This is a genomic window from Tardiphaga sp. P9-11, assembly GCF_008329525.1.
GTDB lineage: Bacteria > Pseudomonadota > Alphaproteobacteria > Rhizobiales > Xanthobacteraceae > Tardiphaga.
Genome location: NZ_NPKQ01000001.1, coordinates 1143467 through 1157361, shown reverse-complemented (window position 1 = coordinate 1157361; position 13895 = coordinate 1143467). Strand labels below are relative to the sequence as shown.

At 61.7% G+C, this 13895-nt stretch carries 14 protein-coding genes; 10 read left to right on the top strand and 4 right to left on the bottom strand.

The annotated features are described in order from the left end of the window. Positions 1–13 precede the first annotated feature (13 nt). Positions 14–424, top strand: a complete 411-nt coding sequence (locus tag CIW50_RS05315) for a nuclear transport factor 2 family protein (protein ID WP_149530158.1) — start codon at positions 14–16, stop codon at positions 422–424. A gap of 83 nt (positions 425–507) precedes the next feature. After that, positions 508–1461 (top strand): site-specific tyrosine recombinase XerD, encoded by a 954-nt coding sequence (gene xerD / locus CIW50_RS05310; protein WP_149530157.1) that lies wholly within the window; start codon positions 508–510, stop codon positions 1459–1461. A 3-nt stretch (positions 1462–1464) separates the two neighbouring features. Here the strand turns inward: xerD and CIW50_RS05305 are convergent, their stop codons facing one another. Beyond that, entirely contained in the window at positions 1465–2247 is a 783-nt protein-coding gene (locus CIW50_RS05305) for a class I SAM-dependent methyltransferase (RefSeq protein WP_149530156.1), read from the bottom strand. Positions 2248–2372: 125 nt separating this feature from the next. Here CIW50_RS05305 and gloB point away from each other — a divergent pair, with 125 nt between their 5' ends. Continuing rightward, the gene (gene gloB, locus CIW50_RS05300) at positions 2373–3140 is read left to right on the top strand and encodes a hydroxyacylglutathione hydrolase (RefSeq protein ID WP_149530155.1); all 768 of its coding nucleotides are present in this window, start codon (positions 2373–2375) and stop codon (positions 3138–3140) included. Beyond that, the gene (locus CIW50_RS05295) at positions 3140–3574 is read left to right on the top strand and encodes a cupin domain-containing protein (RefSeq protein ID WP_149530154.1); all 435 of its coding nucleotides are present in this window, start codon (positions 3140–3142) and stop codon (positions 3572–3574) included. The genes gloB and CIW50_RS05295 overlap by 1 nt, the downstream gene beginning before the upstream one ends. Before the next feature lie 316 nt (positions 3575–3890). Here the strand turns inward: CIW50_RS05295 and phbB are convergent, their stop codons facing one another. Both phbB and CIW50_RS05280 read right to left on the bottom strand, forming a co-directional pair. Then, entirely contained in the window at positions 3891–4616 is a 726-nt protein-coding gene (phbB, locus tag CIW50_RS05285) for an acetoacetyl-CoA reductase (protein WP_149530153.1), read from the bottom strand. Between the two features lie 201 nt (positions 4617–4817). After that, entirely contained in the window at positions 4818–5996 is a 1179-nt protein-coding gene (locus CIW50_RS05280; protein WP_149530152.1) for an acetyl-CoA C-acetyltransferase, read from the bottom strand. A gap of 308 nt (positions 5997–6304) precedes the next feature. Here CIW50_RS05280 and phaR point away from each other — a divergent pair, with 308 nt between their 5' ends. Both phaR and CIW50_RS05270 read left to right on the top strand, forming a co-directional pair. Continuing rightward, a complete protein-coding gene (gene phaR / locus CIW50_RS05275) occupies positions 6305–6904 on the top strand; it encodes a polyhydroxyalkanoate synthesis repressor PhaR (protein WP_149530151.1) in 600 nt (199 codons plus the stop codon). A gap of 88 nt (positions 6905–6992) precedes the next feature. Beyond that, the gene (locus CIW50_RS05270) at positions 6993–7514 is read left to right on the top strand and encodes a methylated-DNA--[protein]-cysteine S-methyltransferase (protein WP_149530150.1); all 522 of its coding nucleotides are present in this window, start codon (positions 6993–6995) and stop codon (positions 7512–7514) included. On the opposite strand, the gene CIW50_RS05265 is transcribed toward CIW50_RS05270, so the two are convergent. Then, a complete protein-coding gene (locus CIW50_RS05265) occupies positions 7515–10310 on the bottom strand; it encodes a [protein-PII] uridylyltransferase (RefSeq protein WP_149530149.1) in 2796 nt (931 codons plus the stop codon). Between the two features lie 271 nt (positions 10311–10581). Between CIW50_RS05265 and CIW50_RS05260 the strand changes: the two genes are divergently transcribed. The 4 genes from CIW50_RS05260 (at position 10582) to CIW50_RS05245 (ending at position 13846) form a co-directional block, all read left to right on the top strand. Then, positions 10582–11556, top strand: coding sequence for an aliphatic sulfonate ABC transporter substrate-binding protein (locus CIW50_RS05260; protein WP_149530148.1), 975 nt, complete (start codon positions 10582–10584; stop codon positions 11554–11556). Between the two features lie 96 nt (positions 11557–11652). Beyond that, positions 11653–12501 carry an ABC transporter permease gene (locus CIW50_RS05255; protein WP_149530147.1) on the top strand — a complete coding sequence of 283 codons (849 nt, stop codon included), beginning with the start codon at positions 11653–11655 and terminating at the stop codon, positions 12499–12501. Beyond that, positions 12501–13280: an ABC transporter ATP-binding protein gene (locus tag CIW50_RS05250; RefSeq protein WP_149530146.1), complete on the top strand. Its 780-nt coding sequence runs from the start codon at positions 12501–12503 to the stop codon at positions 13278–13280. The genes CIW50_RS05255 and CIW50_RS05250 overlap by 1 nt, the downstream gene beginning before the upstream one ends. A gap of 56 nt (positions 13281–13336) precedes the next feature. Further along, entirely contained in the window at positions 13337–13846 is a 510-nt protein-coding gene (locus CIW50_RS05245; RefSeq protein ID WP_149530145.1) for an OsmC family protein, read from the top strand. Positions 13847–13895: the final 49 nt, after the last annotated feature.

Below are 13895 nucleotides of genomic sequence, written 5' to 3'. Positions count from 1 at the left end.
ACGGAACAAGCCTATGACCTCATCCATCGTCGATCCAACAGAGCACCCAGATGCGGAAGATATCCGCAGCATCGAACGCGGACGGCTGCGTGCGCTTGTCAGCGCCGACATGGCAGCGGCCGAGCCGCTGCACGCCGCAGACTTCCAGCTGATCACGCCGATCGGCGCGGCTCTGTCAAAAGCCGAATATCTTGGCGCCGTTGCAGGTGGCCACATCAAGTACCTAACATGGACGCCCGGTGACATCGCCGTGCGGCTGTATGGCACGAGTGCCGTGATCCGATATCGCGCCCGCATTGAGGTGGTTTTCGGGGGCCACAAGGTCCCGCCAGGCGACTATTGGCACACCGATGTTTATGAAATGCGTGACCGGCAGTGGATGGTGATCTGGTCGCAGGCCACATCGATCACACAGCTTGCCTGATCTTTGTGGATCTGCATTCGCTCCGGGTTGCTGTAGCCAGTGAAAACCGCTGCTGCAGCCCGGATCATGGGTTATGATGGCACATGACCACTTCCTCAGACGCCAAGCTCTCCAATCTGTTCCTCGACATGCTCGCCGCCGAACAAGGTGCTGGCGTCAATACACTGGACGCCTATCGCCGCGACCTCGAAGATTTCTCCGAATTTGCTGCCGGGGCGAAATCCAGTTTTGCCGGTGCCGACACCCAGTTGCTGCGCGACTACCTGGAAGACCTCGACGAGCGCGGCTTCAAATCGACCACCGTGGCGCGGCGGCTGTCCGCCATACGGCATCTGTTTCGCTTTCTGCTCAGCGAAAAAATCCGCACCGACGACCCGGCTGCCATCCTGTCCGGCCCGAAGCGTGGCCGCAGCCTGCCCAAAGTGCTGTCGATTGCCGATGTCGACCGCATGCTGGTACAGGCCCGCACGCAGGCACAGAATGCCGAAGCCTCTGCGCAACAGCGGCTGCGTGACGCCCGGCTCTATTGTCTACTCGAAGTGCTCTACGCCACCGGGCTTCGTGTCTCCGAGTTGGTCTCGCTACCGCTCACCGCGGCGCGCCGCGATGCCCGCATGATCGTGGTGCGCGGCAAGGGCAACAAGGAGCGGCTGGTGCCGCTCAACGAAACTGCCAAACAGGCGATGGCCGAATATCTCGCCGCGATGGCCGAGTTGCAGAAGTCTCAACCAAAAAAGAGTGCCGCCTCGAAGTGGCTGTTTCCGTCTTTTGGCGAGAGCGGCCACCTCACCCGACAGCATTTCGCGCGCGACCTGAAAGAACTCGCGGCGGCATCCGGCATTGCGCCGCGGCTGGTGTCGCCGCACGTGCTGCGTCACGCCTTTGCGAGTCATCTGCTGCATAACGGCGCCGATCTTCGCATCGTGCAGACGCTGCTCGGCCATACCGATATTTCGACAACGCAGATCTACACCCACGTGGTGGAAGAGCGGCTCAAGAGCCTGGTCCGCGACCTGCATCCGCTCGCTGAGAAATAGCCTTCAGCGCGGCAGCGGCTCCGCATCGCCGATATCGTCCGCCTCATCGTCGCGTCGCATCCCGGAAGTCGGCACCAGCACCGGCTGCAGTGCCGGAATCAGCCGCGTGCGCTCGCGCTTGGCGGGGATCGCGCGATAGACCTGTTTGGTGGCTTCAACGATATGCACGCCGGCAAACGGCAGCGACAGCGCCGCACCGATGCGCTCCCAGGCCATTGCCGAGCGCAGGAACCAGCCCATACCAACGGGCGGCATGAACAGCGCCTCGCTCCACGCTGTCGGCGTAAACCAGGTCTGCCGCAGCAATTGCGTGATCTGCGAGCGTGAATAGGGTCGGCCGTGACCGAACGGCGTCGAGTCCGTGCGGGTCCAGACACCCCGACGATTCGGAATCACCGCCATCATCCGCCCGGACGGCGACAACACACGCCAGACCTCACGCAGCAAACCTTCGGGGTCGTCGGACATTTCGAGAGCATGCACCAGAATGATGCGATCGACGGCGGCATCCGGCAACGGCAGCGAAAATTCGTCCACAAGTGTGGCCAGCGCGGGTTTTGCTGTCGGCCATTTCAACACGCCCTGCGCAGCCGGCATGAAAGCGATGCAGCGCTCGGAATTTTCGCGAAACAGGCCAAGATAGGGCGTGGGGTAACCGAGGCCAAGCACGCGCTGGCCCTCGGCATTCGGCCAATGCGCCTGAATACCGCGATTGATCAGCCGCCGCGCCACGATGCCAAGGCGGCGCGAATAAAAATCCCGGAGATCGATCACATCGATGGTCATGATGGCTTTCTAACACGTCACGACGCGCTACGATCCCCCGAATCGCGCATTGCCCGGGAAGCGTTAACGCCATATGTCAGAAAAGCCGTTGGCGATTACCGGACGATTTGAATTACGGAGATATCATGGCTGCTGAAATTCGTGTTTTCCCCTGCCTGTCCGACAATTTCGGCTACCTGATTCATGATCCACAGAGCCTGAAGACCGCCGCCATCGATGCGCCGGAGGCCGGTCCCATCATGAAGGTGCTGCAGCGCGAGGGCTGGAAACTTACGGATATTCTGGTGACGCATCACCATGCGGACCATGTCGGCGGCATCGCCGAGCTGAAGAAAACCTATGGCTGCAAGGTCACGGCACCGCACGATCAGGGCACAGCAATTCCCGAAGTCGACGTCCGGGTCGCCGAAGGCGATACCGTGCAGGTCGGCGCGCTCACAGCGCGAGTGTTCGAGACCCCCGGCCACACACTCGACCATATCTGCTATGTGTTCGACAGCGAGTTGGCGCTGTTCTCGGCCGATACGCTGTTTTCGGGCGGCTGCGGCCGGGTGTTCGAAGGCACTTATCCGATGATGTGGCAGTCATTGAAGAAGCTGCGCACGTTGCCTGACGACTACCGTGTCTATTGCGGCCACGAATACACCGCGGCCAACGTCAAGTTCTGCCTCGGTATCGATGCCAACAACGAGGCACTGAAGGCTCGCGCCGAGGAAGTGACGCAGTTACGCGCCGTCAACAAGTCGACTATCCCGGTGCTGTTGGGGCTTGAGAAAAAGACCAACGTGTTTCTGCGCGCCGACGACCCAGCTATCGCCGCGGCCGTGCGCCTCAAGGGCTACAGCGAAGATGACGTGTTCGCTGAACTCCGCGAACGTAAGAACAAGTCCTGATGGCAAACAAGATGCCGACTGCGGTCGAGGTCATCGCGACGCTCGGCCTGCAGCCGCACCCCGAAGGCGGACACTATCGCGAAACGTTTCGCGATAGCCGCATCGACGCGAACGGGCGCGCCGCCTCGACGGCGATCTATTTTTTGCTCGCGCGCAGCGAACGTTCGCACTGGCACCGCATCGATGCCGTCGAGATCTGGCACTATCATGCGGGCGCTCCGCTTACGCTGGAAATCGCCAGCGACGCCGGCCAGCGCACGATCACGCTCGGGCCGGACATCGCCGCTGGACAAGAGCCACAAGGCATTGTCCCACCCCATGCCTGGCAGGCCGCCTCCACCACTGGCGACTGGACACTGGTCGGCTGTACCGTCGCACCGGGTTTCGATTTCGCGACGTTTGAGTTGGCTCCGAAGGGCTGGACGCCCTACTAGCTCGGCTTCCAGATCATATCCTTCGCTGCGTTCAAGCCGCCACCTGCGATCAACGCTGCCGCGACAGCAATATTCGCGTTCGCCTCCGCGAAGCCGCCCACAATCAAGAACGCCGTCGATAACAGCGGCGGCGCATCGGAGGCGGCACCGAGCGCGATGATCGCCGCACAGGCCAGCGGGCTTGATGGCCATGCGGCGTCCTCCGTAAAGCGATGTACGGCGAAGGCCAGAAACGCGGCGGTAGCGCATGTCCCACATCCTTCGAGACGCCCGCAAGGGCGGGCTCCTCAGGATGAGGTCCGAGCTTCGAGGCCCGTTACGCGTGATATTGCCCGCCATTGATGGTCATGGTCGAGCCGGTAACGAAACCGGACTCATCGGCGGCCAGGAACACGACGGCACGCGCGATTTCCTCGGGCTCGCCGAGGCGATTGACCGGGATCTGCGGCAGGATGTTCTTCTCGAGCACGTCCTTCGGCACCGCTTGCACCATTTCGGTGTTGATGTAGCCGGGGCAGATCACATTCACCGTGATGCCGAGCTTGGCATTCTCCAGCGCCAGCGCCTTGGTGAAGCCGATGTCGCCGGCCTTTGCCGCGGAATAATTGACCTGGCCGAACTGGCCCTTCTGCCCGTTGATCGATGAAATGTTGATGACGCGGCCAAACTTGCGCGACCGCATGCCCTCGATCACCTGGCGGGTCACGTTGAACAGCGAACCGAGATTGGTGTTCACCACCTTGTTCCACTGGTCGGGCGTCATTTTGTGGAACGCGCCGTCCATGGTGATGCCGGCATTGTTGACCAGCACATCGACCGGCCCGAGTTCGGCCTCGACCTTCTTCACGCCTTCGGCGCTGGCTTCAAAGGAAGCCACGTCCCATTTGAAAACGGGAATGCCGGTCTCGCTCTTGAATTTCTCGGCGGCGGCATCGTTGCCGGCATAGCTCGCGGCAACCTTGTATCCCGCAGTCTTCAACGCCTTGCTGATCGCAGCGCCAATCCCTCGTGTTCCCCCGGTCACCAATGCTATGCGCGCCATGATCGATCCCTCCAAAAGCACTTTATTATTTATAGCTACGAATTAATCCGGCGATACGACGAACATCAAGTGGAATTGGGCCACCAAGTGAAAATGCCCGACGCAAACGCGCCGGGCATTCTGTTGTAGCAGTGTGTGCAGTGCACTCGCGAGCTGATGTTTTCAGCACGCAGCGCGCAAAGTTTGCGCGGCGTGTTGCGATCAGTCGCGGGCGAGGCACATGGCGATGCCCATGCCGCCGCCGATGCACAACGTGGCGAGCCCCTTCTTGGCATCGCGCTTTTCCATTTCGTGCAACAGCGTCACCAGCACGCGGGCGCCCGATGCACCCACCGGATGACCGATCGCGATCGCGCCACCATTGACGTTGACCTTCGACGTATCCCAGCCGAGGTCCTTGTTCACGGCGCAGGCCTGCGCAGCGAAAGCCTCGTTGGCTTCGATCAGGTCGAGATCATTGATGGTCCAGCCGGCCTTCTTCAGCGCGGCGCGCGATGCCGGGATCGGACCAGTGCCCATGATCTTCGGATCGACGCCGGCCTGGCCCCACGACACGATGCGGGCGAGCGGCTTGAGGCCTTCCTTGGCTGCCTGCTTGGCGGTCATCAGCACGACGGCAGCAGCACCGTCATTGATGCCCGATGCGCTGCCTGCAGTGACGGTGCCGTCCTTCTCGAAGGCCGGGCGCAGCTTGGCCATCGCCTCGATGGTGGCGCCGTGACGCGGATATTCGTCGTCGCTGACGATGACGTCGCCCTTGCGGCCCTTGATAGTTACAGGGACGATCTCGTCCTTGAACTTGCCTGCCTTCTGCGCCGCTTCTGCCTTCTGCTGCGACGCAACAGCGAACTCGTCCTGCTGCTGGCGTGTGATCTGGTACTGCTTCGCCACGTTCTCGGCGGTGTTACCCATGTGATAGCCGTTGAAGGCATCCCACAGACCGTCCTTGATCATGGTGTCGACGAATTCCACCGGACCCATCTTCACGCCACCGCGCAGATATTGCGCATGCGGGGCCATGCTCATGGATTCCTGACCGCCGGCAACGACGATTTCCGAATCACCATTGAGCAGCGCCTGATAGCCGAGCGCGACCGTGCGCAGGCCGGAGCCGCACAGCATGTTGACGCCCCAGGCCGACGTTTCCACCGGAAGGCCAGCAGCGATCGATGCCTGGCGCGCGGGGTTCTGGCCCTGCGCCGCAGTGAGGATCTGCCCCATGATGACTTCGGAAACGCGCGCGGGATCGATCTTGCCGCGCTCGAGCGCTGCCTTGATGGCAATGGCGCCGAGATCGTGCGCCGGCATGGTCGCGAAAGCGCCGTTGAAGCTGCCGACGGGTGTGCGGGCAGCGCTGACGATGACGACATCGTCTGACATGGACATCTCCTGTTGTTGAGGTTTTTTCGACGGTCAGAGCCAGAATGGCGGGGCCCGCGTTGCAAACTATCCTGTTAACTGAGGGTTGGACTGTCAATTGGTCAGAGGCCAAATTCCGGCCGCAACGCACGCAAAATGGCACGGATGTCGCTTTGCATAGCACAATGCTGCTGCCATTTTAACCGTGACGCACAAAACGGTAGCCGAGCCCCTTTGAAAGTGCTTACTTTATTGCATTGCGTTGTTCGACAACCTTATGGCGCGCTGCCGTAAGGTTCCCTGTCCTCGGTCCGTATGTGTGAGCCCCCATGGCGAAATCAGATCAACCCACGACAATCAAAAAATATGCGAACCGCCGGCTTTATAATACCGGAACAAGCACTTACGTGACGCTTGAGGACCTCGCTGCGATGGTGAAGGACGGCGAGGATTTTCTCGTCTATGACGCCAAGACCGGTGACGATATTACCCGCTCGGTGCTGGCCCAGATCATCTTCGAACAGGAAAACAAGGCTGGCCAGAATCTCCTGCCAACCACTTTCCTGCGCCAGTTGATCCGCTTCTATGGCGACAGCATGCAGATGGTGGTGCCGAAGTATCTCGAGCAGTCCATCGACAGCCTGACGCGTGAGCAGGAAAAATTCCGCAAGCAGATGACCAACACATTCAGCTTGACGCCGTTCGCGCCGCTGGAAGAAACCGTCCGCCGCAACATGGAATTGTTTCAGCAGACGTTCTCGATGTTCAAGCCGTTCGTGCCACCGCGCGGCGGCGCTGCCTCGCCGGAGCCGGAAAAGACGCCGGAGCCGACCTCTGAGCCTGCCGACACCATGGACGACCTGCGTCGCCAGATGAAGGAAATGCAGGAACGCCTCGAGCGCATGTCGCACGAGCCGAAGCCGGAATAATTCGCGGCTCACTTATCGGAAATCGGAATGACGCCGGCCGTGGCTAAACCTACGGTCGGCGTTTCCATTTGATGAGCGCAACATCGCCATGGCGAAGCAACCCACCCCACTCACTCTCGACCGACTCGACACCCCGATCGGCATCGCACTGATGGTGACGAACCACGGCGGCGCACTCTGCGCACTCGACTGGATCGATTACGAGGAACGCCTGCTGACTTTGCTGCGTCGTTACTATGGGCCGGTGGAACTGATCGAGAACTCGGCACCATCCGAAATCCGCAACGCACTCTCACGCTATTTCGACGGCGACCTTGACCAGCTCAATGGCATCACCTGCCACATCCCCGGCACGCCGTTTCAGAACCGTATCTGGACGGCACTGCGCAAGATCCCTGCGGGCAGCACACTCAGCTACGGCACGCTCGCAGCGCAACTCGGTGTCCCCACCGCGATGCGCGCGGTCGGCCATGCCAATGGTGCAAATCCCCTGAGTGTCGTCGTGCCCTGCCACCGCTTGATCGGCGCTAACGGTTCGCTCACCGGCTACGGAGGCGGCATCGCCCGCAAGCGCTGGCTGCTAGAGCATGAAGGCGTTGCGGTGAAGTAACTACGCCGCCGGCTTCTCCGCCGCATCGCCATTTGCCAGCAGATGGATCAGCGCGCGCTTGATCGCCGCCTGACGCGTCGGGGCGTTGATCTGCGCGCCCAACAAATCGGTGACGTAGAACACGTCTCGCGCGCGCTCGCCGAAGGTCGCGACATGCGCCGAGGCGATATTGAGGTTCAGCTTCGAGATCGCCGTGGTGAGCTGATACAAGAGGCCCGGCCGGTCGAGGCCGGACACCTCGATCACCGTGTAGCGATCAGACCACTGGTTGTTGACGATGACTTCCGGCTCCACCGTGAAGGCCTTGATCTTGCCTTTGGTCGAGGCGCGCTTGGCCACGGTTTCCGGCAGCCGCACCTTGCCTTCAAGCACGTCCTCGATCATGTCGCCGATTCGTGTTGCACGGCGGCCTTCGTCGTCATCGCGATCGTATTCCCGGGAGATCGCGATGGTGTCGAGCGCGCGGCCATCGGTGGTCGTGTAGATCTGCGCGTCGACGATATTGGCGCCGGCCGCAGCGCAGGCGCCTGCGATGATCGACAGCAGCCAGGGATGATCGACTGCCAGAATCGTCAGTTCGGTAACGCCGCGGGCTTCATCGAACCCGACATTGATCGCCAGCTTGTGCCCGGCCTCTTCCGATGCCCGCAGGAAGCGCGCGTGGCGAATCTTGCGCTCAAGTTCGACCTTGAGCCAGTACGCCGGATAGTGCCGGAGAATATAGGCGTTGAGATCCTGCTCGGGCCATTCGGTGAAGGCCCGGCGGAATTCCGCCTGAGCCGACGCGATGCGCTGGGCGCGATTGACCTCGGAGAAGCCGCCGGTCAGCACCGGCTCGGTCTCGTAATACAGCGTCCGGATCAACTGCGCCTTCCAGCCGTTCCAGACGCCGGGACCGACACCGCGAATATCGGCGGTGGTGAGAATCGTCAGCAGCTTCATTTGCTCCACCGACTGCACCACGGCAGAAAAATTCTCGATAGTCTTGCTGTCCGACAGGTCGCGCGACTGCGCCACCGTAGACATGGTCAGATGCTCTTCGATGAGCCAGGCGACGAGCTCCGTGTCGGCCGCATTGAAGCCGAGCCGCGGGCATAGCCGCCGTGCGACCTTGGCGCCGGCGATGGAGTGATCCTCCGGACGTCCCTTGGCGATGTCGTGCAGCAACACGGTGATATAGATCACCGCCCGATGTTCCGGACGTATCTTGCGCATCAGATCGCTGGCGACAACGAACTCGTCATTCCCGCCCCGCTCGATCTCCTGAAGGATACCGACACAGCGCAGTAGATGCTCATCCACCGTGTAGTGATGATACATATTGAACTGCATCATCGAGACGATGCGGCCGAAAGCGCGAATGAAATGACCGAGCACGCCGGTCTCGTTCATCCGCCGCAGCACGATCTCGGCATTGTCCGAGGTCAGTATCTCCATGAACAGCGCATTGGCTTCGGCGTTCTCGCGAATCTCGGGCGTGATCAGCCGGAGTGAGCGCGTCGCGGTCCGCATCGCATCCGGATGGAATGCGAGATTGTGCTTCTGCGCCAGCCGGAAGAACCGGATCAGGTTGATCGGGTCTTCCTTGAACACGTCAGGCGCAGCAAGGTTGATGCGGTTATTATCGACGATGAACGCGTCGCTGTCCGGCAGCCGGCGGCGATGCATCTCGGGCCGCAGCTTGGCCATCATGCGCGTCAGCGCTGGGGCCGGCTTGGCCTGTTGGTCTTCGAGCTTGGCGCACAGGATTGCAGTGAGATCGCCGACTTCCTTGGCAATCAGGAAGTAGTGCTTCATGAAGCGCTCGACGTCCTGCATGCCGGGATGCGACGTATAGCCGAGGCGGACCGCAATCTCGCGCTGCAGGTCGAAGGACAGCCGCTCTTCCGGCCGCTTGGTCAGGAAGTGGATATTGCAGCGGACCGACCACAGGAAGTCTTCGCAACGCTTGAAGGTGCGGTATTCCTGCGGATCGAACACGCCCCGCGCCACCAGCTCCTTGCTGTCGCGCACTCGATAGACGTATTTCGCGATCCAGAACACAGTGTGCAGGTCGCGCAACCCGCCCTTGCCGTCCTTGACGTTGGGTTCGACCAGATAGCGCGACTGGCCGCCACGGCGATGACGCTCCTCGCGCTCGGCAAGCTTGGCCGTCACGAATTCAGCGGCCGTGCCCTGCACTACTTCTGCATCGAAACGTGTGACGAGTTCGTCGTAGAGCGCCTGATCACCTGTAAGGAAGCGCGTTTCCAGAATCGCCGTGCGGATCGTCATGTCACCGCGCGCCTGGCGGATCGATTCATCCACCGACCGCGTAGCGTGGCCGACCTTCAGGCCCATGTCCCACAGGCAATACAGAATGACTTCGGCGACCTGCTCGCCCCAGGCGGTCTGCTTGTAGGGCAGGATGAACAACAGATCGATGTCGGATTCCGGCGCCATCAGCCCGCGGCCATAGCCGCCGGTGGAGACCACCGCCATGCGTTCGGCGCCGGACGGGATTGGCGAATGATACAGATGCTTGGTCGCCGCGGCGAACAACATGCGGATGATCTCATCCTGCACGTGGCAGAGTTGCTCGGCACAGCGTCGGCCGTGGCGGTCCTTTAACAGGACGGCTTCGGCGGCTTCACTGGCCTTAAGCAGTTCCGCCTTCAGCAGCTTGGCGACCGCGGCGCGAAACAAATCGTTCTTGCCGCGATGCTGCGCTGCAAGCGCATCGATCTCTGCGGTAATCCGCGTCGTGTCGAAGTCGGTTTCGGTTGTTGGTCTGTCTTGTGTAGCAACGCTGTCCATGAACAACCCGGATATCGGACGGCGCAAGCGCTGTCACGGTGATTGTAGCCCTACAGCTAGTCCATGCTGCCTTTTGCGCAATCCGGGCAACAACGTTCTCGCGGCGGTGTCCTTGGCGCATCATATCTTCTCGTTGACGGAACGCCATAACTAATTGAAATTAAAGCACGTTTTCGCAAACAGAGCGACCCCGGCGTGGCGCCATGACGCCTGCAGGATGCAAGTCGCCTTCGAACCTCACGTTTCGACAGTCCATCAGGGAGAGACCAGAATGTTCACGATGTCACGGCGCGCTGTCGCCGGTCTGATTGCTGCGGCTGCACTGCTGCCCGGAGCTACGTTCGCGGCCGAGCCGCTCAAGGAAATCCGGCTCGACTGGGCGACCTATAATCCGGTCTCGATCATCCTCAAGCAGAACGGCCTGCTGGAGAAGGAATTCGCCAAGGACGGCATCAAGGTCGTCTGGGTGCAGTCGGCCGGCTCCAACAAGGCGCTCGAATTCCTCAATGCGGGGTCCATCGATTTCGGCTCGACCGCCGGCTCCGCCGCGCTGGTCGCCAGGATCAACGGCAATCCGATCAAATCGGTTTATGTCTATTCCCGCCCGGAATGGACCGCGCTGGTGACCGGCAAGGACTCCAAGATTGCCTCCGTCGCGGATCTCAAGGGCAAGCGCGTCGCGGTGACCCGCGGCACCGATCCCCACATCTTCCTGGTCCGCGCTTTGCTCGGCGCCGGCTTGACCGACAGGGACATCACGCCAGTTTTGCTGCAGCATGCCGACGGCAAGGCCGCGCTGATCCGCGGCGACGTCGATGCATGGGCCGGTCTCGACCCGATGATGGCGCAGGCCGAGGTCGAGGACGGCGCCAAACCGTTCTTTCGTAAGCCCGACGCCAACACCTGGGGCATCCTCAATGTGCGCGAGCAGTTCCTGAAGGACTATCCGGACGCGGCGCGCCGCGTCCTCGCCGTCTATGAAGACGCCCGCAAATATTCGCTGGAGAACTATCCGGAGCTGAAGAAGGCCTTTATCGGCGTCACCAAACTGCCCGACGCCGTGGTCGACAAGCAGCTCAAGGAACGCACCGAACTGACCCACAGCCGCATTGGCGCACCACAGCGCGAGTCGATCCTCGCCGCAGGCCTTGCCTTGCAGCAGGCTGGCGTGATCGACGCCAAGGTCGATGTGAAGGCCACGGTGGATGCGCTGATCGACGATCAGGTCCCACTGCCAAAGAGCTGACGCTTTCGCATCTGCGAAGCCACCCTTCACCCTCCCCGCAAAGGGAGGGTGAAGCTTTTGAGTATCTTGCAAACCAAATCGAGACGCGCTTCAGCTATGGCCATGACGCTCGACACGACCGCACCCGACGTAGCGGAGACGCGTGAAAAACCCGCATCCAACAGGCGTTGGCAGCGTTTCGCGCGGCCAGCGCTCGGCGTTGTGCTCCCGCTCACACTGGCGCTGGCATGGGAGCTGGCTGTCTGGTCCGGCTGGTCGAACGGCCGGCTGGTGCCGCCGCCGTCGCGCGTCTTCACGACCATCATGGAGCTGGCACGGACCGGCGAACTCTCGCGCCACATCACCACGACGCTGTCGCGCGTTACTGCCGGCTTCGGCCTCGGCGTTGTCGCCGGCACGTTGCTCGGCGCTATCTCCGGCTATTGGGGCATCGCAAGGCAATTGCTCGATCCGACCATCCAGGCGCTGCGCGCGATCCCATCCATCGCCTGGGTGCCGCTGTTCATCCTGTGGCTCGGCATTTTCGAGACCTCGAAAGTCGCGCTGATCGCCGTCGGCGTGTTCTTCCCGGTCTATCTCGGCGTGATGGGTGCGATCCTCTCGGTCGATCGGAAGATCGTCGAGGTCGGCCGCACCTTCCGCCTCTCCGGCCCCGCCATGATCCGTCGCATCCTGCTGCCCGCGGTGCTACCAGCCTATGTCGTTGCACTCCGCGTTGGCCTTGGACTCGGCTGGATGTTCGTGGTTGCCGCCGAATTCATGGGCGCATCCGAAGGCCTCGGTTATCTCCTGATCGACGGCCAGCAGCTCGGCAAGCCAGCGCAGATCCTCGCCGCCATCACCATCTTCGCGCTGCTCGGCAAGACCACCGACTGGCTGATCGAACTGATCACCACGCCACTGCTGCGCTGGCAGGATGCGTTCCGACCGGGTGGAGAGGCCTGATGCTCGCCCTCGACAAGGTCGGCAAGACCTATCCCAACGGTGTCCATGCGCTGGAGCGCTTCTCGGCCGCGATCCCGCAGGGCGAGATCGTCGCCATCATCGGCGGCTCCGGCTGCGGAAAGTCGACACTGCTGCGCGCCGTCGCCGGCCTCGATCGCGCTTCGACCGGCAGCATCCGCATCGACAATATCGATATCACCGCGCCGCATGAAAAAATTGGCATCATCTTTCAGGAGCCACGGCTGCTGCCATGGCTGAGCGTCGCCGACAATATCGGCTTCGGCCTGTCCGACCTTCCCGCCGCCACACGCCGTGAGAAAGTCGCGCAGGCCCTGGCGCGCGTCGGGCTGTCGGATAAAGCCAAGGCATGGCCCCGCGAATTGTCCGGCGGTCAGGCGCAGCGCGTGGCCATCGCCCGCGCATTGGTGCCGCAGCCGGAGGTGCTGTTGCTCGACGAACCATTCTCGGCGCTCGACGCCTTCACGCGCCGCGATCTGCAGGATCACCTGCTGGATCTGTGGGCAGATACGCGACCGACGCTGATCCTTGTCACCCATGACGTGGATGAAGCCGTTGTGCTGGCAGATCGTGTGCTGGTGATGCGGCCACGACCCGGCCGGCTATTTGCTGAAATACAAGTCAACCTTGCACGCCCACGCGACCGCGCCTCGCCGCTGTTCGAAGCGGTGAAGCGCCGCGTGCTCACTGCGCTGGATCGTTCGCTCGATCGCAATGTGCCTGATAGCGCACCTGCCGAGACCGTCGGCGCGTGGTGGTGACAACATCGCCGCAGGCGAATAAAAGCTGCAACTAACAAAATTCAGGGAGAGATATCATGGATGCCGCCACGCTTCGCGCCACACAGGCCCCCATCAAGGAACTCTACAAGACCGATCCCAAGGCTGCCTTCATCACGCTCAAAGCCAAGGGCTCGATCGACAATGACGGCATTGCCTGCAAGGTCGAGACCGGCCGACAGATTGCAGCCGCTGGCCTGCATCCGGCCACAGGCGGCTCCGGCCTCGAACTCTGTTCGGGCGACATGCTGCTGGAAGCGCTGGTGGCATGCGCCGGTGTCACGCTGAAGTCGGTGGCAACCGCCATCGAAATCCCGCTGAAGTCCGGTAATGTGACAGCCGAGGGCGATCTCGATTTCCGCGGCACGCTCGGCGTCGACAAGGAAGCCCCGGTCGGCTTCGCTGAAATCCGTCTGCGTTTCGACGTCGACACCGACGCGCCGCAGGACAAGCTCGACCTGCTGCTGAAACTGACCGAGCGTTATTGCGTGGTCTACCAGACCATCAAGCATGGCCCGAAGGTTTCGGTGTCCCTCAACAGAGTGTAAGCAGGCTGGACGATTCATAAGGAAAGAGGAGGCCAAGTACCTCCTCTCG